Source organism: Paenibacillus sp. FSL H8-0079 (assembly GCF_037991315.1).
Lineage (GTDB): Bacteria > Bacillota > Bacilli > Paenibacillales > Paenibacillaceae > Paenibacillus.
On sequence record NZ_CP150300.1, the window covers coordinates 509732 to 532426 of the forward strand.

A 22695-nucleotide genomic window follows, 5' to 3' on the forward strand; every position below is an offset into this window, starting at 1 on the left:
TAACGGCAGATCAGACATCTGGATAGAGACTTTCTTACTCATATGCTGACGCAGAAGCAAAAAAAAATTATTTCTATAATGGGAGCGTGTATTTGCAAGCCATGAGAAAACCACTTAAAAAGTCACTGGCACTACTTCTGATGTTGTCTATGGTAGGTCCAACGTTTGCAGAGAAGAGTTTTGCAGCCGATCAGAAAATTCAGTTCTCTGATATTAAGGGACACTGGGCGGAAGCAAATATTCAAGCATGGGGTGATGAAGGATTAATTAGAGGCTACCTGGATCGTTCATTCAAACCGAACACGTATATTACCAGAGCAGAATTTATGAATTTGGTAAACGGTGCATTTGGATATTCCGGACAAGCTAAAATTACCTTTAACGATGTGTCTGAAAGTGCATGGTATTATGAAGCAATTTCTATTGCAAATGCGAATGGATATATAGATGGATACACTGATGGCACTATGAAGCCGCAAGATCCGATCACACGTCAGGAAGCAGCTAAAGTGATCGCTGGTATTCTTAATTTGGAGTTAAATGAAACAGCTGCGAATGTCTTTAGTGATTCGTCGTCTATTGCAGCGTGGAGCAAAGGAGCTGTAGGTGGAGCGGCAGCAGCGAAAATTATCGCTGGATATACAGATGGAAGCTTCAAGCCGCTTAATTCCATTACTCGGGCCGAGGCAGTCTCTGCACTCGTTAAGGCTGTGGAAACGGATGCGACTACAGCTGCCAAACCAGCTAAGCCAAAAGGAACAGCAACCGTACTGAGTGTTAATCCTCCAGCAGATGAAGCTCGTTTGTCCGCCGTGGAGCATGGAGGCAATGCGGCTGACGGCACATTGAAAAATATTGCAGAAACCAATCCGTTTATTGATATTTTGGATGGTTTTGATCAAGTATGGTCCTTGAACCAAGCGGATTGGAGAGATGGAACAGCGGCAACCAAACTTGGTGCTGATGGCAAGAATGCAAAGTATGGAGATGGACCGACCTTATACTATGACGGTTTTAAAAACGATCCAAGCGTAGCTGTCGCTGATCAGAAGACATTTGCGAATGCAGAGATCCGAAATAAAGCGGCGTGGGAAGCGAATATCAAGTATGTAGAAGATGCCACGCAAAATCGCACGGCTGAAGAGACTTTGGCAGCTTATTATGATGACCAAAGAGATAAGATCTATAGTATGATGGAAGCTTTTGGGCCGCTGGCTAATACGTATGTAGATGTTATCAAGCCAAAGACAAGCGTTGAACGAAGTGTGGACGAGATGAATGTGTTATTGACAGAAGAAACGGTGGAAGATGAAAGCCAAGGTATCGGAAGTGATTGGGCGGATACGGAACTTGCAGATATGGTCGCTTTAGTTGATCTGGTGCGATTCAAAATTCCTGCCTCATCAAACCCTGCGAAATACTTCTACTCTACGCCTAGACCGTGGAGAATGAATTCAAACGGAGAAGTGAAAGAGGTCGTCGATAGCAAAGGGTTACCCGTATGGCAAACAATTGGTGAAGGTGAAGCGACAGAAGTACCACTGGCTTCAGGTGGAAAGAAATCAACAGGAGAAAAGCATTACCAGCAATATGAAACGAACGTTGTGCTTATCCCTGCATTAAGCTATGTCAAACGAATTGCTGAGGATGGAAGAGGAAAAGACGGAGGATTTCCAAGTGGTCATACAAGTGCATCGTACTTATCTGTACTTCCTTTTGCCTACGCTACCCCAGAACGATTCTCTGAATTCTTAACGAGAGCAGCTCAGATGGGTGAGAATCGAATTGTCACGGGAATGCACTCACCGCTTGATGTTGTAGGGGCGAGAATACAAGCAACAGCTATGACCGCATATGCCTTCAATCAGGCGGAGAATAAAGACTTGTTAGAGAAAGCCTATGAAAATGCAGGCGAGGTATTTGGAGCAGAAGCCAAGGAAAAAAATATGAGTTTGTACGAATATGCACACACCGTAACAGAGGAGTACACTTTCAAAAGTGCATACGATGAGAATAAATGGGAAGATCACGACGCTAATAAAGCCTTCTATAGAGAAAAGATGACTTCCGGTCTGCCACAAACAGGAACTAAAGGTTTGGCCCCTGTTGTTCCACAAGGAGCAGAAGCATTGTTAGAGACGCGTCAACCTTATTTAACAGATGAGCAACGCAGAGAAGTATTGTATACGACATCCATCGATTCCGGATATCCTGTCCTGGACGAATCCAAAGGTTGGGGTAGATTGGATCTGGTATCCGCAGCGGATGGCTACGGCGCATTCTTGAACAATGTAACTGTGGATATGGACGCTTCCAAAGGACGGTTCAATGCAGAAGACTGGTGGAGAAATGATATCACTGGTAGTGGAATGCTTACGAAAAAGGGAACAGGCACCCTTACATTGACAGGGAAAAATAGCTATACAGGCGGAACGTTGCTGCAAGCAGGAACACTGGTAGCCGAATCAGCAACTGCTTTTGGTACAGGTGATCTGTATGTAGAAAATGGAACAGTTGTTGTGAATGTCGATGGAGCATTAAACTTGAATAAGAACTTCACCATGGATAACGGTACGTTAGAATTGGTTGTGGCTGACGGCAACAGTCAACTGAATGTCGGCAGAAAGCTCTACATTGATGGAGGAATTCTCAAACTGGACTTGTCCAACTATAAGATCGAAGGTTCCAAAGATATTACGTTAATCACGGCTAATGGAATTACAGGTGAATTCGACAGTATAACGGCAGATGGTTATGACGTGACTGTCACGTACGAAAATGGCCGTGTCATTGCACATGTTGTAGCGAAATAAGTGAAGTAATTATGCATGATATAAAGTGAACTGAAAAATGTTACACGTGCCACTTCGATGACAGAATAACCTTCCGATATTCTTCGTAAGAAAGATTATAGAAAAGAGCTGAAACTACATTGTAGTTTCAGCCCTTTTTGCGTACAGACTTGAAGAATTTAGAGTGTTCTTTCAAAACCTACTTAAAGCCGAGGCACCCTGAACAGGTCCAGAGTAGGCAACTGCGCAGCATACTGAATGGGTAAGTTATTCGTCGGTGTTGGTACCAGATGTACGACTTGTATTCCCTTCAATCTCCGTAGAGACTTTCTTCGCTGGTTCCAGCTCCGTATGTCCTGCGTAGGGGCGGTCACTGCGAGAGCGTGTCCCCGTCAACCCGAAACCCGAAGTGAATATAATCAGCTGTAATCCCAGAGCATAGGGAGCAGCAACAGGTCCAATCAGATGGAGTAAGGAGCATAGCGCGATCAGCAAAGAGAGCGTTTTGGTTACTGTACCCGGCGTATCCCGGCGTGGGCTTGCCCAGAGCAGATATCCATACATAATGGTGATCATCAGGGAAACCGCGCGAATCCAAGGCAAGATGCTGTCCCATGAGTCCACAGGGACGTCCAACATCCGCTGACGAAATACCAGATCTGTAACCAGAAATCCTGTGGCCGCCAGTGCGGCTGGTTCGGCTACGGGCCGAAGGATGGTCCAGACCGCTGTGCCCCAATGATCTGCATGCGTATCCCGACTGAGTTCATCTGATAATACGGTGCATTCTCTTTCCAGTGCTCTGTGCATCAATCCGAGTCGGGCAGGATCATGTTCCTTAATACAGTCCCGGATCTGGTCCTGTAGCTGAGGGGATAGGTAAGATGCAGCTTTGCAGGCTAACATTGCCGTTATCAAATCGTTATGTTCGTGTTCCGACCGTTCATATTTCCGATTTTCCTGGATGGTAAGCTGTCCCAAGAGGGCTGTACTTATGTATAATGTATCTCGTATCCTTCTCATTCGCCTTTCGTGGCTGCGGCGAACTTCAGTGGCAGACCATATGTATATCCCTAGAAGCACTGCCATGACTCCAAGCAGCACAGCCACAGCGCCTGGGCGCGATGTTAGATCTTCAATCCAACGTTGAAACACAATTGTTCCTCCTTTGCAGCAACTTCACGTATCAAGAAACACGCTTCACGTAAGCTTTCTCTCACTATTACACAGGAAGTAGATGAATTCAAGCAGAAAGGGGCACAATTCATGGATCAAGTGAATATTGAACACTCACCACCAGCAGCAGTGGAGTACCTTGCCCTGCGGCAGATTGCCGGTCTTAGTCCAATGAGCAGGGAAGGGGCGGAGATTGGACTACCGAACAGTCTGTTTGCCGTATGTCTGCGTGAGAAGGATATGCTGGTAGGTATGGGGCGAGTGATTGGAGATGGCGGTTGTTTCTTTCAGGTCGTCGATATTGCTGTTCACCCGGATGTTCAGGGGATGGGTTATGGAAAACTGATCATGAGCGAGATTATGAATTATCTGCGTGATGTTGTACCTGCTCGCGGTTTGGTCAGTCTGCTGGCGGATGTTCCGGCTGATCGTCTGTATGCTCAATTTGGATTTGAATATACCAGCCCGAAATCGGAGGGCATGTGGTGGAGGCAGGGAGAAGAAGGGCCGACTACCTAACGGAACGGAAACTGAATTTTGATGTAAGATTAAACTTCATATCATTAATGAAATTATCTGTGTATAGCCGCATTAGCGGCTTTTTTTCATGATCCGTGTTGCTTGATGGTGGGGAGAGGGGATACTTCTGAGTGGCGGTGTTTCTTCCGTTAGAGAAGTGAAGATTGGTTTTCTACATATAAGCTGTAAGAGATAGGTTTACAAGTGTTCATATCCGGTTTAAGATGGCGTGAGCCGTTTAAGGTATATAACAATAGGATTAAGTATTAAAATAACGGTAAGTTGACGAGATGATATCTACAGAAAAGAGGGAATTGATATGAAAGTAGCCATTTTTGGAGCGACCGGAGCGATTGGCAAGACGATACTGTGGGAGCTGATGGATCGTGGGCATGAAGTGACAGCGGTGGTGCGTGACCCGTCGAAAGTCGAGATGGTGCACGAACGCTTACGTGTGGAACAGGGAGATCTGCTTAACCCGGATCAGGTGGCTGATTTTGCAGCAGGTCAAGAAGTGGTTGTGAGTGCGTATGGTCCGAAGTTCGGTGGAGAAGAAGAGATGCTGGAAGTCACACGTTCGTTGATCGAGGGTGTTCGCCGTGCAAAAGCAGGACGTCTGGTTGTAGTTGGTGGAGCAGGAAGTTTGATGACCGATTCTGGTGAGATGCTAATGGACACGCCGGGATTCCCGGAGGAAGTTAAACCCCTGGCAAAAGCACATGCAGAAGCATATGACCTGATTGAAGCATCAGGTATTCACTGGACGTATATGAGTCCTGCCGCGACAATCACAACAGGACGTCGGACCGGCCAGTTCCGTGTTGGCATGAACCGGGTGATTACGGATGATATCGGGGAAAGCTCGATTTCGGTTGGTGATTTTGCAGCGGCTTTGGTGGATGAACTGGACGATCCGCAGTTTGTTCAAGCACGGTTTACGGTAGGTTATTAAGCGTAAACAGGCCAAATAAATAAACCAACGAATAAAAAACCTCCAGCTTCTCTCATTACAAGAGAAACTGGAGGTTTTCTGCTATTCCAGCCTTTTCATCCTTACTGTATTCAGGAATCACGCCTGCCTACAGCCGGAAACGCAGCAACTCCTGATGCATCTCTGCACTGATATCACGCAATGACTTCACCTTAATACTCGCTTCAGCGAAGGAACGTTGTTGTTCCGAAGTGGAGGCGGTGATCTCTTCACTGCTGGCAGCCGACTGCTCAGTGATGGCACTGATATTTTCAATGGCCTGTTGCACCTGCGTACTGAGTTCATTGGAGTGCTGCATGTCCTCAGCAAGCTGATGGATGCCGGTACTAATGCGCTCCACACTTCCGCGAATGGCAGAGAAGGATTCCCGGGTCTGTCCGGTGGCTTGTTCCTGTTCCCCGAATAGTTGCATGCTTTGCGCTACCGAGTTCTTCACCTTGTCCATGGAGGTTGTGATCTCGCCAACAGCCGCGTAGATATGCTTGACCGATTGCGCAGATTGTTCGGCAAGTTTATTCACCTCACCTGCAACAACAGCAAAGCCACGTCCGGCTTCTCCGGCGCGAGCAGCCTCAATAGAGGCATTTAACGAGAGCATGGTCGTCTGCTTGGCAATCTCTGATACATATGCAGTCATCGTGGTGATTCGAACCGCGCTGTCTTCCAGTTCTCGCACCGTCTGCTCCACCTCGGACATCGCCAGACGATTCACTTCGGCCAGACGGAGTTGCTCCGCTACAGCCTTATGGCCTTCCTCAACGGTAGTTAATACTTCACGACCATCGATCACCGATTGGGAAGTGGCCTTTAGATTACTGTTGAAGGTAGATTGCATTTTGTCCACGACCATCACCGTTTCACTCAGATCCTCAGCAATCTTTTGACTACCAATCGATAGTTCCTCCGTGGTACGGGATACCTGCTGCACAATCGCTTGGGCTGTATCATTGCCACGATCAATGTCTTGCGCCATCAGATCGACACGATGACCGGCTGCACCAATGGATTGAATAATGCCGCGGATATTATGGGTCATGATACCGAAGGAGCGACTAAGGTCATCAAGTTCATCTTTGCCCAGAGCTTCCGGTAATTGTCCGGTAAGGTCACCGTCTGCAATTTGTCCTGCCGCGTCTTTGAGCGTACGAATACGCTTGGCGATCTGACGTGAAGTATACATATTGAACAGCATCACGGCGACGAGCAATATGATGGCTCCACCGAGAGCGACTTGCCACGTTTGCTGGATATCACGCTCCAAATCAACGGTATATTGATCATATCGATCCTGAGTTATTTCATCCAACGAATAGATATCATTCTGTATGCCCCGAACCCGAGTGCTATACCGTTTCGCTTCCGCCCCGTCCATCGCTGTCATGGCTTCGGTGGCTCCCTGACTCAGAGCAGTGAGTTTCATTTGGATGGACTGAATAAGCTGCAACTGTTGATCCGTTTCAAGTAATCCGTCCGTAAGCTCTTGAATCATCGTTTGGCCTTCATCCAGCAAGCGGAGCACTGCGTCCTGGTTGCCTGCTGTCATGGAGAACGAATAGACATCCAGCGCCTGCTGGGTCTGAATCTGATTGGCGTTTAACCCGCTTACCTTGAGCATGGCAGGTACCAGATTTTGATTTTTAGCATTCATGCCGAGCAATTCCATAATGATATAAGCTACTAGCGCAAGGCATAGAAGTAGCGAGATTAGAGCATTAAGTATCAGTTTTCCCTGTAGTTTCATATGCGTACCTCCTCGAATCCGATAGGTTATTGATCAAGCGTAATTTTGATTTGACCGGAAGAGATCTGTGTTTTCAGATCTTCGAAGGTTTTCTTCTGTTCATCACTGAGCGTGATATTATGTAGAGCGGTCAAGCCCACGGCGTTCTCCGCCAGTCCCTCCACGATTTCCTTTTGAGGGAAGGCATGATTGTTTTGAATAAACGAGTTAACGGCATTATAGATGGATACATCCACATTTTTCAGCATGGACGTAAGAATGGCTTTTTCCGCCAAAAAGAATTGATCGGTATCTACGCCGATGGCGTATTTCCCTAATTTCTGAATCTCCGTCAGTGCACCCACACCTGTGAGACCGGCAGCTACATAGATCACGTCAGCACCCTTTTCTTGAATCATCTGTGCAGCGAGTTGCTCACCCAGATCGGCATTACCGAAGTCCCCTGCGTAGACGACATCAACGGTTGCATCCGGCTTGACTGCCAGAACACCTTGTTCAAAACCCTGCTCGAAATTATGAAGGACCGGTATCTCCATGCCACCAATGAAACCGACATGATCCTCTGTTGAAGCCATAGCGGCAATAACACCCGCCAGATAACTTCCCTCTTCCGCCCGGAATGAAATAGAGGCAATGTTAGGCAGTTCGGACTGGCTGTCAATTAGAAGGAACTGCTGGTCGGGATATTTGGCTGCAACCTTCTCCATATCTGCTTGGACCGTATCACTCAGACCGATAATCAGATCGAATTTGGATTCCGCAAACTCCTCAAAAGCAGCTTCGGCAGTTAAATTCCCGCCCGGTTCACGATAGTCAAAGACAATGCTTTTCTCGTCTCTGGCCTGAACCAGTCCATCAAAAGCAGCATCATTAAAAGAACGGTCTCCCAGACCTACTTCCGTCAGCACGATTCCAACTTTTGTTCTTGTGTCTGTTGCCGTTGTTGTATTATTGGCGGAACATGCCCCCAGGATCAGTGCCGTCAGGATCATCATTAATGTGAGACCTAGACCTGCGCGTCTGTTCTTGTTTGTTTTCATGTGTGGTACCCTCATTTCTGTAGTCGCATTTTTCTGATTTGAATTGTTCTTCAGCTCTAGGGAAATACGCATATATGGATGACACGTGTGGTGAGGATTTCCCTTTATCTATATCGGACAGAAAGGTACTGTGTTTTATGGTATGTAGTGAAAATTTACGAAAATCTAAATATGTTTCATGATTTATACATTAGTTTTACATTTCTCTGGTTAAAAGGGTGCCTGAATAACTACAGTATGTTGTTTACTGACGTTTAAAGCTCCAAAAAGACACAACAGAGATGACATGAATCATCTCTGTTGTGCCTTTGAATAACATCATATATGGTTCAAAGGGTGAACTTCCCTATATTGAAATGACATGAGTTTACCAAGCCGCAATCGAGCCATCCGCTCGGGTTTCCGTACCCCCGCATAATACGCCATTGTCCGGGTTGCGCCAGATGATCTGACCGCGTCCAAACTGGGATGGATCGAGCGCCACTTGAATATCATGTCCCTTGCGGGCGAGTGCCTGTGAAATGTGCTGCGGGAAACCCGGTTCCACGAGAATCGTTTTGCCCTTGGTCCACTGCCAGCGTGGAGAATCCAGTGCAGCCTGTGGGTTCAGGTGATAATCGACCGTATTCATGACCACCTGCACATGACCTTGCGGTTGCATGAAACCGCCCATGACACCGAATGGCCCAACCGCTTCACTGCCGCGGGTGAGAAACCCCGGAATGATCGTGTGATACGTTCGTTTGCCTGGCTCCAAGGCATTTGCATGATTCGGGTCCAGTGAGAAATTATGTCCGCGATTCTGCAAAGCAATGCCTGTCCCCGGAACAACCAATCCAGACCCGAAGCCCATATAGTTACTCTGGATAAAGGAAACCATGTTACCTTCACCGTCCGCCGTAGCCAGATAGACTGTTCCACTTGCACGTGGATCACCTGCCTCAGGTGCACGTGCGATATCACCAATGAGTTTGCGCCGTTCTTCCGCGTATGCTTCGGATAGTAGTTCCTCCACCGTCACACCCATTTTGCGTTCTTCAGTAATATATTTCTCCCCATCGGCAAATGCCAGCTTCATAGCTTCGAGCTGCTGATGATACGCCAGAACGGATTCTTTCTCGTCGAACTCGTAACCCTTCAACAGATTAAGCGCCGCGAGAGCAATCAGCCCTTGTCCATTCGGCGGGATCTCCCACACATCGTATCCGCGATAGGAGACGGAGATGGGATCAACCCACTCGGGCTGGAATGCCGCCAGGTCATCTTTGGTCAGATAACCACCGTGCTCTGCCATAAAGGAATGAATGCGTTCCGCCAGTTCTCCTTCGTAAAAGTCTCGCGCTTCGCTCTCGCCAATCTGGCGCAAAGTCGCCGCATGATCCGGCGAGCGCCACATCTCTCCAGCTGCGGGAACACGCCCGCCTGGAGCAAATGTCTCAAACCACGCACGCCCTGCTTCCGCATCACCCTGGCGTGCATAGATCTCGGCTGCCCTTGCCCAGTGGCGGGCCAGCCCAGGCGCAAGCGGGTAACCTTCCTCCGCATAGCGGATGGCCGGTTCCAGCGCTTCCGCCAGTGTGAGCCGCCCGAAACGGCGGCTCAGCTCAGCCCAACCCGCCGGTGCGCCAGGCACCGTCACCGGAACAACCCCAAGCTTCGGCATCTCCGTATGGCCTGCCGCTTGAAGCGCCTCAATGGATATGCCCTGAGGCGCAGGGCCGCTGGCATTCAGGCCATGCAGTTTGCCCTCGGTCCAGACGAGGGCAAAAGCATCGCCGCCAATGCCATTGGACGTTGGCTCCAGCACCGTGAGTGCTGCCGCAGTTGCAATGGCGGCATCAATGGCGTTGCCGCCTTTTTTCAAAATATCGAGACCAGCTTGTGCAGCCAGTGGCTGTGACGTCGCGACCATGCCTTGCTTGGCATACACAGGCACGCGGTAAGAGGGATACGGTTGGTAGAGTGGATCGAAGTTCATCAGGTTGTTCAGCTCCTTGTCGCAAGATGTCAGGTTCGGGTATAACCGGATCATACTCCTAACCCTCTTCGTAACCGGACCACCGATATCCTGCCACACCTGCCAAATCCAAGCTGACATCAGTTAACGATATCACCCACATTACCCTAAGTCGTTACCATATCGCCGCCATTCACATGAATGCATTCACCGGTGACGTAGGATGAATCGCGGGAAGCGAGATAGACGTAAGCTGCCGCCAGTTCGTAAGGCTGACCAGCCCGACCCATGGGCGTACCCGTTCCAAATACCTGCACATCCTCAGCCGAGAAACTGGCAGGAATGAGGGGTGTCCAGATGGGGCCGGGGGCAACGGAATTCACGCGGATTCCCTGTGCAGCGAGCGATTGGGCGAGTACACGAGTCAAGGAGATCACGGCTCCCTTGGTGGAAGAGTAGTCGATCAGTTGGGTATCGCCTTTGTATGCCGTGATGGAAGCCGTATTGATGATGGAGGCACCTTTGCACAGATGCGGGAGCGCGGCCTGGATCAGAAAGAAATAGGCGAACACATTCGTCTGAAAGGTATGGTACAGCTGCTCTTCCGTAATATCAACAATGCTTGGCTGCACATACTGTACACCATGGTTGTTGACCAGAATGTCGATCTTTCCATAGGTTTCCATCGTCGAGCGAATGACAGCCTCACAGTTTTTCTTTAGGCGGAGATCAATCTCGATTAACAGACAGCGCTGTCCCAGTTCCTCAATCCGCTCGCGAGTCCTTTCGGCATCTGTCCGTTCATATAGATAAGCAATGACGATATCCGCACCTTCTTTGGCAAAAGCGATGGCCGCCGCCCGGCCGATTCCACTGTCACCACCCGTAATAATGGCTACTTTGTCTTGCAGTTTGCAGCTACCGATATAAGCAGGATCTTCGCTAATTGGTTCAGGCACCATCAGGGTTTCCAGACCGGGTTGCTGGTCCTGATGCTGGGGTGGGAATGCCAGCTTTTGCTCTTTACACACCGTTTTCTCACCATAAAAAGGATAGACAGGATTCATTCGCTTTACATCCTCCTCAAGCGTTCATTGATACGGATAAACTATGCATTCGCCCAGAAGAAGGTGCGAGAAGAGGCAGCAGAGCTGTTGTTTTTTGCGCAAAATATACCATAATAAGGATAGGTCCTTAAATTGATGGAGGTGTCAGGAGCCACATGAATATTCAGGGAATTAATCATTTGTGCTTTTCCGTATCCAATCTGGAGCGGGCCATTACCTTTTATGAGCAGGCTCTCGGTGCCCAGATTCAGGTGAAAGGACGCAAACTGGCGTATTTTGAACTTGCCGGTCTGTGGATCGCCCTGAATCAGGAGGATGTTATTCGCAACTATACGGAACGAACCTATACCCATATTGCATTTACCGTTACAGAAGAGGAGTTCGAAGCGTCTGTGCAGCAGCTGCGTGCAGCCGGGGCGGATATTCTTTCGGGAAGGCCAAGGGATCCGCGGGATGCATTATCTGTTTATTTTACCGATCCGGATGGTCATCTGTTTGAACTGCATACAGGTACGATGAAGCAAAGGCTGGATTATTATCGCGAAGACAAAGCTCATATGACCTTTTATCCGTGAAATGGTTGTGCAAGTGGAGGTAAATGGGGATTAACGTGTTTAAAGTCATTGCGATTATCCGTAAAATACGTCTTAGGTTGCCAGGAATCGATGGTGGATTATGCTACCCAATTATAAACATGAGGAGAGATGAGCATGGAGCGTAAAGGAACCAAATTCGTTACAACCGCAAGTGAACTCTGCATGGTTACCATCATGCTTCTACCTTTTATTGCAGGACAGCTTCATGTTTCGGGAGCACATGCAGGATCGGCTATAGTTAATGGCCAGCAGGGACAAGAATATGCCATATCGACGGAAACGCTGCTGGATCTGAATGATCCTGTTCCTACTCGATGAGCGGTTTAAGATGATCCTATGCCCTGTCACCAGGGATTCCCGGAATTAAGGCCTCTGTTACAGAGACCCCAAACTCCAGTATTTCTTTTCCCTTTATCCTCAGTTGTTAGGTGAAGAAGGTATCTGCTTTATTTGATAAATGACTTATAATCTTCGTAGTTCATTTTACGATCCTGCATGCTTAGCATAAGGAGTTGATGGCTGATGTCAGCCTCGCGGTTTGCAGAGATGCGTTTAAGCAGATCGTGACTCATTCTTAGAAAATAATAACCTTCATTGCTGTTGTTTTTCTCATGAAATACAATACCCAGCAAGCGATACAGTTTGGCACGAAGCATCCCTTCATCTTGCTGATCCAGCAGTTGGAGGGCTTCTTTGATGATGGCCTCTGCCTGTTCTGGCTCACGCTGCTCCAAATAAACTTTACTGATTTCCTCTAATATGGAAGCCTTCTTGTGGGGAAGATTGCGTTTATCGTAAATTCGTGCGCATTCATCCAGCAAGGGGAGGGCTTCTTTTTTTTGCCCCATATGAAGCTGGATCACGGCGAGGTTGTGAAGCGCTAGAACGTAGGATTCGCTGTTCGCCTGTTTGTAGGCCTGTACGGATCTCTTAGTCCAGTCATAACTTAACAGCATGTGTCCGTCCTGTTCGGACATATAATAGGCTTTGCCCAAACCTAGCGTAATCTCGCCATACAGCTCCGGTTGCCCCGCCATTTGGGCTTCCTTCTCCGCTTTGAGATAGTAGTTCAACCCCTCATTCACATTGCCCAGCCTTAAATGGGTTGTGCCAAGAAAGGTCAGCGAATGGATGTGTTCTTCCTGTAGATGTTTGAGTCTGCTGCTGTACGTATACGCCTGTTCATAATGTTTCCGGGCAGCATGAAACAGCTCTGCATGAAAAGCCGCTCTCCCCATTTCCAGATAATATTCAACAATACGTTGCCTGTCACCCGTTCGAATGACCGTAAATGCTGCAGTTTCCCCTTCATCCAAGGCTTGTCGATAATCCCCAAGTCTGTTGTGACTTCGCAAAATGAGCAGATAGGCCTCAGACTGATCCGATGTATCCTCCGTCAACGTCAGCACTTTATGGGCTATACGGATGCAGGCAGAATCATTCTGCTCGGCATAACAGGCTTTGGCCTTGTCCAATACAGCCTCACCAATATCCGAATCTGTCGATGTACTTCCTCCCAAAAAAAACTCCATGGGTGTATTGAGCCTTTTGGCAATAATTTTCAACATACGCTGCGAGGGAACGGCTCTACCTTTTTCGATAAGGCTGATGTAAGAACGCGTCATATCCTCACCTGCCAGTTGCTTCTGAGACAGTCCAAGCTGCTCCCGGATTTGCCGGATTTTGAGTCCGAGCATGATCGTTCACCGTCCCTTGATATAGTTTGATTGGAATGGAGATCTGATTGGTATGTTGGGTCTATCGTGTGTGTCCAGAAGCAGGGGTAAGGAGAGCGAGAGGTTCATTTACCTCCATTTACAGTTTAAATCCAATTTGGGAGATTATAGAATCAGAGTATCCAAGATGAAAGGAGGAGATATGAATGGTCATTAAAGCGACTCCCATTACACTGGAGCAACTGAAGCGTAAAGAAGTTGAAGCAGCACAATTGGAAACGAGTGGACTGGGCGAGGCACGTGAAGTCAGTGCACGCGCGGCTTCCGCTCGCGCAGTTGAAGCCCGTGCTGTAGCGGCTCGTGCTGTAGCAGCTCGTGCAGCGGCGGCTCGTGCCTGATTTTTCCTACTTACTTATCGTATTACGCTAGATTCATAGATGGGAGCTTCTGCGGAAGCTCTTTATCTCCCTATATTTCAGTGAGATTCGTACGTTAGTGATAACGAGGTGTCTGAAGCCGATGCATATCAAGCAAATATGGTCTTACATTCCGGAGCACATTGTGCCGATCAGGGAACTGAACGAGGTGCTGGGACTCAATAATGCCCAGACGAAGGTACTGGAAAAAATTCATGGTTTGAAACAGGTTCGGCAAGACAGGGATGGAGATCTGGCTTCGTTGCTTGGGCGCGTATTAACCCAGGTGGTAAATAACCCGGAGATCGCTCCTAACTCGATTAAGTATATCATTTATTGCCACACAATTCAGGAAAATTTCCCCTTTCCTATGAAAGTTTTGCAAGCCCTGAAACGGGCTTACGGGTTGCAGCATGCCATCGCGTTTTCGCTTACGCAGCAGAACTGTGCATCGGGCTTAATTGCCCTGAATGTTGCCGAAACATTGCTGCCTTCATTGGAAGCGGATGATCATATTTTAATTTTGACAGGTGAAAAAACCTTTAGTCCCGTTGTGCAATTGATCCCCAATACCACCGTGATGGGAGAGGCATCAGCCGCCGTGCTGGTGGGCAACAAGGGCAACGGAAGTCGTGTCGTTGGACTTACGAGTGTTACCTTGGGCCAATTCTGTAATGTACTAACGGGAACCCCACAGATTCTTAGGGAGTTTCAGGAAATCTACACGCCCCGGCTATGTGAAGCCATTGTTGCAGCCGTGGAGCAGGCGGGTCTGACGTTGCAGGATATTCGATACATCGTCCCACACAATGTGAATCTATCCTCGTGGAAGAAGGTGGCTATCCGTTTATCCTATCCCCTTGAACGCATATATACGTCTAACGTACAGGAAATCGGACATTGCTTCTGTTCGGACCCATTTATTAATTTGCAAGCCATTCTAGAGCAGAAGTTGTTGCAACCAGAGGAGTATTATCTGCTTGTTACGGTCGGACTTGGGGTTACATTCAGCGTAGCAGTGATGCAATATGCAGGAATAGGAGGGGATGGCCTTGACCACCGTATTGACGGATTTTTCGAGCAAGCTCAAGTGGGCGTTAACGGGCCAGCATGACGTTACTTTTGTCTATCTGAACAATTTTGAGGTGGAGGAGTACTGGAGTGAAACGGGTATTCTCAAGCTGCCCTCATTAAGCATTGGCTCGGCTGCGGATGTCGTTAATCGGATGGAGGAACTGGGTGTTTTCCTCGCCGGAGAGAACGATATCATCCTGCTCAAGGGTCCGCCGAATCAGGGATTCATGGCAGATGCACAGGCGCTTGGGTTTGGTCGCTCCCGATGCATAACGGTGGAGCACAATGATCCGGCACTGAACATTACCGCGAATCTTTTGAATTGTCCAAGGACGATGGACAAGCTGCGAGAGCTGTCACAGGCTGCTGGAACGAATGTTTATCTGGTTCCCTTTGGAACCTCGGATCAGGAAGAGGAATTCTCCCGACAGATCGGCATTCCGCTGGCTGTTCCATCTTCAGATATCTTCCGCAAGGTGAATGACAAGGGGTATTCCCGCCGTCTCAACGCGGAGCTGGGCATTCGCCAGATTCCAGGTGTTGAATGCACGTCTTTGGATGAACTGGTGTCTGGTTTCGATCAGCTAAAGGCCGTTCTAGAGCAGGGTGGACGCCTTGTGTTGAAGGATTCCATGGGTGTATCAGGCAAGGGAATTACCGTCATCACCGATGAAGCCAGGTTTCACAAATGCATGAGTATGCTGGAGAAACAGGCAAGCAAAAAGGGGATACGGCAAATCAACTACGTGCTTGAGCAATGGATTGATAAAATCTGTGACCTGAACTACCAGATTCTCATCGATCGCTCCGGTGGAGTTGAGTTTCTTGGCGTAAAGGAATCGTTGGTAGAGCAAGGCGTGCATCAGGGGCATCTCATGCCTTCGCGGCTCAACGATGTTCAACTTGAGGTTATTCGCGAAGCGGCCATGCGAATTGGAGCAGCTCTGCATCGAGATGGATACTACGGCATTGCCGGCATGGACGCTATTCTGGACGAGGACGGTACAATCTGGCCCAATCTTGAGATTAATGCCAGGTTTAATATGTCTACCTATCAGACCAACATTCAGCATCAATGGCTGCCCGAAGATCAATGTGGATTGGCCAAAAAATATACGCTCCGGCTCAATCACCTGCTGGAATACGGAGTACTTCGTTCCCGGTTGGGTGCGTTGATGTTCGAACCGGAACGCGGCGAAGGATTATTGATTAATAATTTTGCCACAGTCAATGCGGCATTCAGAAGTGAGGGGACCTTGTTCTCCGGACGTCTGTATGGCGTGATTATTGCGTCCTCCCCTGAACGGCTGGGAGTGATCGACGAAGCGATAGAAGCCGTCCTATCTTCCATTAACGAGGTGATGTGAGTGTCTAAGGAATATCAGATTCAGCAGTTGCCTGTTTCGGACATCGCCGAGAGATTCGGGACCCCGCTGTATGTATATGACGGGGATGTGTTGCAGCAGGTGTATCAAGAGCTCCGGGGATTGCTTACGCCTCAAGTGGAGCTGTTCTATTCATTGAAGGCCAATCCCAATATTTCGATCGTACACATGCTCCGGGAGATGGGAGCACAGGCAGAGGTATGTTCCCTGGCCGAATTGCATACGGCTGTACAGGCTGGAGTAGCAGCAGAAAGCATTATTTTTCTGGGACCGGGAAAAAGCGATGACGAGATTACGGCATGTATACGTCTGGGCATATATGCGATCGTGTGTGAATCATTTCAGGAGCTGGAGCGTATTGAGAGCATCGCTGCAAGCGAGGGGCGAATCGTGTCGGTGGCGCTGCGAGTGAATCCATCCTTTTCTGTTAAAGGCTCCAGGCTGACCATGGGTGGCAAACCACGTCAGTTTGGTATGGATGAACAAAGTGTGCTCCAGGGAAAAGAGCAGTTCGAGAGCTTCTCCCATGTGGAGATTATGGGACTTCACGTGTACATGGGAACCCGCATGTTGGATGTAGAGCCGATCGTTCAGAATACCCGTCATATTCTGGAATTGGCTGATCGAATCGAGAACGAGCTGGATATCACGCTGCGTATGGTCGATGTAGGCGGGGGATTGGGCGTGCCCTACCATGAAGGTGAGCAGTTCCTATCCATAGCCACATTGACAGAACAGTTGAATCCAATGTTCGAATCGTTTCGGAATAGTCATGCCAACACCCGGCTGTTCATGGAGCTTGGGCGATATCTGGTAGGCACCTGCGGTATGTTAGTCAGTCGAGCCCTATACGTCAAGCAATCGTATGGAGAGCACTTCGTCGTAACCGATGGTGGAACGAACTGCCATATGGCGGCTGTGGGCACAGGTTCTTACGTGAAGCGTAACTTTCCGATTGCCTCCCTGACGCGTTATGGTGAGTCCCCTGTAGCCGAATACAATATTACGGGTCCCTTATGTACGCCCAATGATGTTGTTGGGAAACGGGTATTGCTTCCTCCTGTTGAACGGGGCGATCTAATCGGTGTTTTTCATTCGGGAGCCTACGGACCAACGGCTTCTCCCACACACTTTTTGAGTCATGGAAGTCCGGCGGAAGTGCTGATTATCGCTGGGGAGGCTCATTTGATCCGTGAGCGAGATACTCCGCAGGACCTACTGTCCAAGCAACGTTTGATTCAAGTGTCCCACACGGCAATAACCAATTGATGAGGAGAGATGATGATCATGACGACTGCAGTATTGCTTGAAGAGATCAAGGGTGCCCTTGCTGAAGTGTTGAATACCGAAGCCAGGCAGGATATTCAATTAAGCACATCTTTATTTGACGAACTCTATCTGGATTCGACCTCGGTTCTGGAATTGCTCATGACGCTGGAAGACCGGATTGAAGGTCTGGAGATTGACCCGGATGATCTGGAACCCGATGTATTTGATACGGTAGGCTCCCTGGCTGCTTATATTGAGAAGCAACTCTTTGCGGCCTGATGGCTTCGCCTGTTGCCATACGGGAGATGGGAGTCAGGCTGTTCTCGGAGAAGAAGCCTCCGTTCGATCATCCGGAACTGCTGCGATTTCATCAGGATATGCTCGCGGGTACTCCGATCAAGTACGATGTTCAACTTTTGCAGGGGCGTAACAACAATGCCTATCACGAGATGAGTGTGGAACTGCTGGAGGAGACGGGACTTGATCGGGTCATGCAGGATGTGGATGTGCTGCTGCTGGCATACAATTTTCCGAATACCCGCCCGGATATATCGATTGTGAATTATTTGATGGATCGTTATCAGGCCCGTTTTATCAGTTTTGCTGTAAATGATCTTGGTTTTGGTGCTCCTTTTGCGGCGCTCCACATGCTTCAGCATTATCTGGGCAGAGAAGGTTACATGAAAGGCATGCTGCTGGTCATGGATCAGACGGCTCTTCCCTATGAAACGATGGAACTTGATTCACCGCCTGGGCCGGACACGGCTGCAGCAATATACCTTGATCGGATGACAGGCGTAGGACCTTCCCTGCTTGGTGTAGAGATGCGACATGCCGAGCATTCCATAGCCGATACTGCGGAGATGGTACTGGATCGATTATGTGCCCAGGCATCCATTCACCGGAATCAGATTAACCTGCTCATCCATCCTGATCTGGAGCAGCTGTGCAATCAGGCTGCCTGGTACAGCGAATGTGGATCGAAGAGTTATTATGATCCATCGCGCTGGAGTGCAGCGCCATTCTTCGCATTACAGGAGTTACTGGAAGAGAAGGACGGAGGCGAGTACATATGTCTTATGCATCTGGAGCAGACGGATTCGTTTATTCACGCCTTGCTGATCCGAACTTGTGAATGGAGTATGGCTGGACACTAATCGTAGAAGGAGGGAGAACATTGGGGTTCGGTATTGTGGATATTGGCGTCTATTTGCCTGAACAGATTCAGCAGCCGGAAGAGGTGCTGGCTGCCCTGGAGCTTGGGAAAGGCGAACTTCAGTTTCTGCGCAAGTACCACCGCCTGGAAGGTGTGCCTGTAACGGAATCAGGCCAGATGCTTGACGATACGATCGCACAGGCTGTGGAACGGCTCCAGACCAGACCTGCCCTTTCCGGAATCGACCTTGTTCTCTATGTCCATTCCTTCCAGGTGCAGACACCGAGCGATTACAGGCTTGTGCAGCGTGTCCTCCAGCGCTTCGGGCTGGAACATGTACCGTTCTATGGCATATCCCAAATGAACTGTGCATCGTCGATAGCCGCTCTTCAATGGCTTGAGCGAATCTCGCAAACGCAGCCTCACATTCGGAATGTGTTGTTGATCTGTGCGGATCAATTCAATTTTTTGCCTCCCGAATGGCGCTATCTGCGCAAATCAGCCATTCTGGGTGATTCTGCTGTAGCCGTTCTATTGAGCAGAGAGAGCTGTCAGCATGTCGTTCAGGCGGCGCATGTGCTGCGAGATACCCGGTTCCATACTGGTTATCATGCAACCGCCGATGAGATCTCGGCATTTAACCGATTGTATGTGGACCATATCATTCAAGGGATGGAAGAGCTGCTGTCAACGCAAGGCCTGAGTTTCGAAGATGTGGATCATATTTTTCCCCATAATGTGAACTGGACTACCTGGAAGGAATTCTCGCGACGTACGGGAGTTGGACTTGAACGGATATATCTGGATAACATTCAGCGAATCGGACATACCTTTTCCACCGACCCGTTCATTAACCTGAGTTCGGGATTGGAGCAGAACTGGGTGTGCAGGAAGGGGCGCTCCATCATGGTCAGTATTGGGCTCGGCAGTTTTTTTGGTTTTGCACTGGTGGAGCATGGAGGATGCGAAGAAGAATGAACAGGAGGAATGACAATGCACGTTATTGAATTCCAGGGCCCGGATGCAAAGCCCGTCGGATCAAAGGCAGCAGGCAACCCCGTTGCTCCGATATCGGAAATGTTGGAGGCAAAAACCTTGCTGGTGAACAATTGTCCAGTGCTTTTGGCAACAGGTCCCTACGTGCTCGCGACCGCTCATCTCATGGAACAAGATGCTTTACTTTGGCATGAAGAATCAGCAGGGCTGTATCTTTGGAATCAACTACATGCTGTTCATGTACAGGATCGGATGCTGGAGCCCTCCGGACTACTGTTATACAAGGTACAGCCGAATGAGGGTGAGAAGGCTGAGATATCAGGCGAGAAAGTGACCTCGAATGAGCTGAGAACACGCCTGCTTGAGTTCCGCGTAGAGCTGTGCAAGGCTGGATTGGAGCAGGTTCGCAGGCATTTGTCGGTGCGAATATCGGGGGGACAATCCACGTTTCAGCACCAGCTCGTGAAAGGCATGGTCGCTGACATCCTGACAACGCTCTACATGGCGAAAACGTTGCCTGAAGACCGCTTCCTCTCGGCAAATCCAGGTCTTCCATCGGTCCGGGTCCATGCGTGGATACATCAGGAATTGGACGAAGCCTTCAGACAGATTCAACGTCTTGGCGGCGGTTTCGGTTTTTTGAGGCATGGCGTATCGGCATATACATATGCAGGCCAACTGGTGAAAAACATGCTGTTGCCAGCTAAGGAGGAATATTGATGATTACTCCATCAACGATTGCGATCTTCGAGCAAGTGATGAAGCAGTATGCTGCGGAGCTTCGTCAGATCGGCCTGACGATTGACCGGGAGCCAGACCGACTCACCGAGTTTTTGCACACGTCTGCCCTGCAGGCCATCAATCATATGATGATTCCCCCGGAGTATGGCGGCCAGCCGATTGTAACCATAGGTCAGGATCGATATTATGGACTCTCTTCGCTGGAAAGAGTCATTACGATCGAGCAGTTGTCCGCAGGAGATGCGGGCGTTTTTCTGGGAGGACCTGGTCCTTCCATGTCCAGCATCGTCATGATTGACTTGGGCGATGAGGAACAGAAGGAGCGCTTTTATAGCCACTTTCTGAAAGGTCCGGCCTGGGCTGTTTTTGCCTTATCAGAGCCGGAGAAGGGTTCAGATGCAACCGAGATCAGCACGCGGATTACGCGACATCCGGATGGGGGAATGGAGCTAACCGGACATAAATTCTACATTGGCAACGGACACCGGGCGAGTATTGGACTGGTATTCGCCCAGACTAATCGTACGCCTCTAGGCATTCAGGTCGCTATAGTTGATCCTTCTCTGCCGGGTTTCACAGCAACCCCGCTGGACACGATGGGGCTTCGCGGTCTGCAACTCAGTCATCTGCAATTCGAGGCTTTCCCACTGGAAGAGAAAGATATTCTGGGTCGTCATTTAAGCCCAACCAAGCGTGGACTGTGGGGAGCACTGCGTACATTCCACCGGATGCGCCCTAGTGTGGCGGCATTGGCGCTTGGTGTTGCACAGGCTGCTTATGATTATGTTGTGGAGCACAGAACGATCTTTACAGAACGTGAAAAGACAGAATTGGAGCGACTGGAGATGCGTCTGCACGCGCTGCGCAGCATGATTCGGAATGCAGCAGCAGAGATTGACCATGATGCGAATAAGGGATATCTGGCTTCCCTTAGTAAAATACGGGCTGCGTCAGTTGCCGAGGAAGCGACGGAATGGGCACTGGAGATGATGGGGCCAGGTTCCATGCTGGAGCATCCTCTGCTGAACAAATGGTATCGCGATGCAAGGGCCTTTGAGTTCATGGAAGGCACAACGTCCATTCAGAAGATTAACGTTTTTCAGGCGTATGCCAACGGGAAGATGCAGCATGTCTGATTCACTTCATGGTGATATTGGCGCGCCAATCTATGTGGATCATATTTGCTGGCTTACTGCGGAGGATCATCTGTACACGCTGGATTGGCCAACACCGGATGATTATGTTTATGTATCGCCGCACATATACATGGAGGATCACTATTATGGTCGCGTGGGAACGCTGACTCGCTCCCTTATGGCAGATGGGAGACGGGTGACGGCCGGTGATCTTGCGCTTATGGTGCTGGAGCAGTTGTCCACAAAGCCGCATTGGGATTGGTTGATCCTTGCCCAGACCTGTCCCGAACGACATGCATTGAATGCCCCACTTGCCCGAATGCTTGAAACGGCTCCGTGGCGAGTTGATCATCCCATTGGTATTACCCATATGGGTGCGCTCGCAGGCACCGAGGCCATTCAGGTTGCTCTTTGGAGCATGCTTCCTAACGAACGGACTGCGATTGTGCTGGTGGAGCAGCGGATTCTCCATGATGACGGACAGATTGGATATGGTCAACCATCTGAACCTAAGGGCGATCTGGGCGACATGGCGGTTGCACTTGAGGCAGGCCTAGGTCAAGGAGCGTTGCAGGTACACTATGCGGGAAAACGGATCATCAGATCGGATGAAGCCATGGCTTTTGCATCCGAGGCACTCGGCATGATCCGCGATTGGATGGATAGCCATGCAGCCGAGCACGTCATTCTTCAGTCGAGACTGGGATTACGTCTCAATAGCAGTGCTGTTTTGCATATTTCCCCTTCCAAGACCATCTGCGTACCACGAACCGATTATCAGAGCGGAGATGTATGGATACAGCTGGCAGATAAGCTAGAGCGGGGGATTATCAGGCCAGATGATCGGGTCATGCTGGTCTCATGGGATGATGATCGGATGATATCCGCTTGTTGCGTGCATGTGATACGTCTGCCGATCCTCAGCAGGCTTGCGATGAATCAAGAAATTATGACTTCATGAATTGTG

At 49.2% G+C, this 22695-nt stretch carries 21 protein-coding genes; 15 read left to right on the plus strand and 6 right to left on the minus strand.

Translation table 11 applies throughout. The features are described from left to right. Window positions 1-101 precede the first annotated feature (101 nt). Window positions 102-2813 (plus strand): S-layer homology domain-containing protein, encoded by a 2712-nt coding sequence (locus MHI06_RS02420; protein ID WP_340402036.1) that lies wholly within the window; start codon window positions 102-104, stop codon window positions 2811-2813. Window positions 2814-3059: 246 nt separating this feature from the next. Here MHI06_RS02420 and MHI06_RS02425 read toward each other — a convergent pair whose 3' ends face one another. Further along, complete coding sequence (locus tag MHI06_RS02425) at window positions 3060-3947, minus strand: hypothetical protein (RefSeq protein ID WP_169480808.1); 888 nt, start codon at window positions 3945-3947, stop codon at window positions 3060-3062. A gap of 111 nt (window positions 3948-4058) precedes the next feature. On the opposite strand from MHI06_RS02425, the gene MHI06_RS02430 reads away from it, so the two are divergent. Both MHI06_RS02430 and MHI06_RS02435 read left to right on the plus strand, forming a co-directional pair. Beyond that, window positions 4059-4487 carry a GNAT family N-acetyltransferase gene (locus tag MHI06_RS02430; protein ID WP_340400287.1) on the plus strand — a complete coding sequence of 143 codons (429 nt, stop codon included), beginning with the start codon at window positions 4059-4061 and terminating at the stop codon, window positions 4485-4487. Window positions 4488-4806: 319 nt separating this feature from the next. Beyond that, window positions 4807-5439, plus strand: a complete 633-nt coding sequence (locus MHI06_RS02435; protein ID WP_169480805.1) for an NAD(P)H-binding protein — start codon at window positions 4807-4809, stop codon at window positions 5437-5439. 127 nt (window positions 5440-5566) lie between these two features. On the opposite strand, the gene MHI06_RS02440 is transcribed toward MHI06_RS02435, so the two are convergent. The 4 genes from MHI06_RS02440 to MHI06_RS02455 form a co-directional block, all read right to left on the minus strand. Further along, window positions 5567-7219: a methyl-accepting chemotaxis protein gene (locus MHI06_RS02440; RefSeq protein WP_340400288.1), complete on the minus strand. Its 1653-nt coding sequence runs from the start codon at window positions 7217-7219 to the stop codon at window positions 5567-5569. Window positions 7220-7245: 26 nt separating this feature from the next. Continuing rightward, complete coding sequence (locus MHI06_RS02445) at window positions 7246-8259, minus strand: BMP family ABC transporter substrate-binding protein (protein ID WP_340400289.1); 1014 nt, start codon at window positions 8257-8259, stop codon at window positions 7246-7248. A 367-nt stretch (window positions 8260-8626) separates the two neighbouring features. Beyond that, a complete protein-coding gene (locus tag MHI06_RS02450; RefSeq protein WP_340402037.1) occupies window positions 8627-10237 on the minus strand; it encodes a gamma-glutamyltransferase family protein in 1611 nt (536 codons plus the stop codon). 146 nt (window positions 10238-10383) lie between these two features. Then, entirely contained in the window at window positions 10384-11283 is a 900-nt protein-coding gene (locus MHI06_RS02455) for a glucose 1-dehydrogenase (protein WP_169480803.1), read from the minus strand. Window positions 11284-11438: 155 nt separating this feature from the next. Between MHI06_RS02455 and fosB the strand changes: the two genes are divergently transcribed. Both fosB and MHI06_RS02465 read left to right on the plus strand, forming a co-directional pair. After that, a complete protein-coding gene (gene fosB / locus MHI06_RS02460) occupies window positions 11439-11858 on the plus strand; it encodes a metallothiol transferase FosB (protein WP_169480802.1) in 420 nt (139 codons plus the stop codon). Window positions 11859-11993: 135 nt separating this feature from the next. Continuing rightward, window positions 11994-12197 (plus strand): hypothetical protein, encoded by a 204-nt coding sequence (locus MHI06_RS02465; RefSeq protein WP_169480801.1) that lies wholly within the window; start codon window positions 11994-11996, stop codon window positions 12195-12197. 128 nt (window positions 12198-12325) lie between these two features. Here the strand turns inward: MHI06_RS02465 and MHI06_RS02470 are convergent, their stop codons facing one another. Beyond that, entirely contained in the window at window positions 12326-13576 is a 1251-nt protein-coding gene (locus MHI06_RS02470; RefSeq protein ID WP_340400290.1) for a helix-turn-helix transcriptional regulator, read from the minus strand. A 185-nt stretch (window positions 13577-13761) separates the two neighbouring features. Between MHI06_RS02470 and MHI06_RS02475 the strand changes: the two genes are divergently transcribed. The 10 genes from MHI06_RS02475 to MHI06_RS02520 all read left to right on the plus strand — a co-directional run bounded on the left by MHI06_RS02475 (window position 13762) and on the right by MHI06_RS02520 (window position 22689). After that, window positions 13762-13953 carry a hypothetical protein gene (locus tag MHI06_RS02475; protein ID WP_169480799.1) on the plus strand — a complete coding sequence of 64 codons (192 nt, stop codon included), beginning with the start codon at window positions 13762-13764 and terminating at the stop codon, window positions 13951-13953. A 121-nt stretch (window positions 13954-14074) separates the two neighbouring features. Next, entirely contained in the window at window positions 14075-15085 is a 1011-nt protein-coding gene (locus MHI06_RS02480) for a 3-oxoacyl-[acyl-carrier-protein] synthase III C-terminal domain-containing protein (RefSeq protein ID WP_100526941.1), read from the plus strand. Beyond that, window positions 15024-16412: an ATP-grasp domain-containing protein gene (locus tag MHI06_RS02485; RefSeq protein ID WP_340400291.1), complete on the plus strand. Its 1389-nt coding sequence runs from the start codon at window positions 15024-15026 to the stop codon at window positions 16410-16412. Before MHI06_RS02480 ends, MHI06_RS02485 begins: the two co-directional genes overlap by 62 nt. Further along, the gene (gene lysA, locus MHI06_RS02490; protein ID WP_340400292.1) at window positions 16413-17699 is read left to right on the plus strand and encodes a diaminopimelate decarboxylase; all 1287 of its coding nucleotides are present in this window, start codon (window positions 16413-16415) and stop codon (window positions 17697-17699) included. 18 nt (window positions 17700-17717) lie between these two features. Next, window positions 17718-17978 carry an acyl carrier protein gene (locus MHI06_RS02495; RefSeq protein WP_340400293.1) on the plus strand — a complete coding sequence of 87 codons (261 nt, stop codon included), beginning with the start codon at window positions 17718-17720 and terminating at the stop codon, window positions 17976-17978. Continuing rightward, on the plus strand, window positions 17978-18856 hold the full coding sequence (locus MHI06_RS02500) for a hypothetical protein (RefSeq protein WP_340400294.1): 879 nt from the start codon (window positions 17978-17980) through the stop codon (window positions 18854-18856). The genes MHI06_RS02495 and MHI06_RS02500 overlap by 1 nt, the downstream gene beginning before the upstream one ends. A gap of 20 nt (window positions 18857-18876) precedes the next feature. After that, on the plus strand, window positions 18877-19833 hold the full coding sequence (locus MHI06_RS02505) for a 3-oxoacyl-[acyl-carrier-protein] synthase III C-terminal domain-containing protein (protein WP_340400295.1): 957 nt from the start codon (window positions 18877-18879) through the stop codon (window positions 19831-19833). A 15-nt stretch (window positions 19834-19848) separates the two neighbouring features. Continuing rightward, complete coding sequence (locus MHI06_RS02510; RefSeq protein WP_340400296.1) at window positions 19849-20571, plus strand: hypothetical protein; 723 nt, start codon at window positions 19849-19851, stop codon at window positions 20569-20571. Further along, window positions 20571-21728: an acyl-CoA dehydrogenase family protein gene (locus MHI06_RS02515; protein ID WP_237177696.1), complete on the plus strand. Its 1158-nt coding sequence runs from the start codon at window positions 20571-20573 to the stop codon at window positions 21726-21728. Before MHI06_RS02510 ends, MHI06_RS02515 begins: the two co-directional genes overlap by 1 nt. Then, window positions 21721-22689 carry a hypothetical protein gene (locus tag MHI06_RS02520; RefSeq protein ID WP_169480792.1) on the plus strand — a complete coding sequence of 323 codons (969 nt, stop codon included), beginning with the start codon at window positions 21721-21723 and terminating at the stop codon, window positions 22687-22689. Before MHI06_RS02515 ends, MHI06_RS02520 begins: the two co-directional genes overlap by 8 nt. Window positions 22690-22695 lie beyond the last annotated feature (6 nt).

Coding starts and splice junctions, on each gene's coding strand:
- MHI06_RS02495 (WP_340400293.1), top strand. CDS start 17,718: ATGACGACTGCAGTATTGCTTGAAGAGATCAAGGGTGCCCTTGCTGAA.
- MHI06_RS02445 (WP_340400289.1), bottom strand. CDS start 8,259: ATGAAAACAAACAAGAACAGACGCGCAGGTCTAGGTCTCACATTAATG.
- MHI06_RS02430 (WP_340400287.1), top strand. CDS start 4,059: ATGGATCAAGTGAATATTGAACACTCACCACCAGCAGCAGTGGAGTAC.
- MHI06_RS02500 (WP_340400294.1), top strand. CDS start 17,978: ATGGCTTCGCCTGTTGCCATACGGGAGATGGGAGTCAGGCTGTTCTCG.
- MHI06_RS02515 (WP_237177696.1), top strand. CDS start 20,571: ATGATTACTCCATCAACGATTGCGATCTTCGAGCAAGTGATGAAGCAG.
- MHI06_RS02470 (WP_340400290.1), bottom strand. CDS start 13,576: ATGCTCGGACTCAAAATCCGGCAAATCCGGGAGCAGCTTGGACTGTCT.
- MHI06_RS02455 (WP_169480803.1), bottom strand. CDS start 11,283: ATGAATCCTGTCTATCCTTTTTATGGTGAGAAAACGGTGTGTAAAGAG.
- fosB (WP_169480802.1), top strand. CDS start 11,439: ATGAATATTCAGGGAATTAATCATTTGTGCTTTTCCGTATCCAATCTG.
- MHI06_RS02520 (WP_169480792.1), top strand. CDS start 21,721: ATGTCTGATTCACTTCATGGTGATATTGGCGCGCCAATCTATGTGGAT.
- MHI06_RS02435 (WP_169480805.1), top strand. CDS start 4,807: ATGAAAGTAGCCATTTTTGGAGCGACCGGAGCGATTGGCAAGACGATA.
- MHI06_RS02450 (WP_340402037.1), bottom strand. CDS start 10,237: ATGAACTTCGATCCACTCTACCAACCGTATCCCTCTTACCGCGTGCCT.
- MHI06_RS02475 (WP_169480799.1), top strand. CDS start 13,762: ATGGTCATTAAAGCGACTCCCATTACACTGGAGCAACTGAAGCGTAAA.
- MHI06_RS02510 (WP_340400296.1), top strand. CDS start 19,849: ATGCACGTTATTGAATTCCAGGGCCCGGATGCAAAGCCCGTCGGATCA.
- MHI06_RS02480 (WP_100526941.1), top strand. CDS start 14,075: ATGCATATCAAGCAAATATGGTCTTACATTCCGGAGCACATTGTGCCG.
- MHI06_RS02440 (WP_340400288.1), bottom strand. CDS start 7,219: ATGAAACTACAGGGAAAACTGATACTTAATGCTCTAATCTCGCTACTT.
- MHI06_RS02465 (WP_169480801.1), top strand. CDS start 11,994: ATGGAGCGTAAAGGAACCAAATTCGTTACAACCGCAAGTGAACTCTGC.
- MHI06_RS02420 (WP_340402036.1), top strand. CDS start 102: ATGAGAAAACCACTTAAAAAGTCACTGGCACTACTTCTGATGTTGTCT.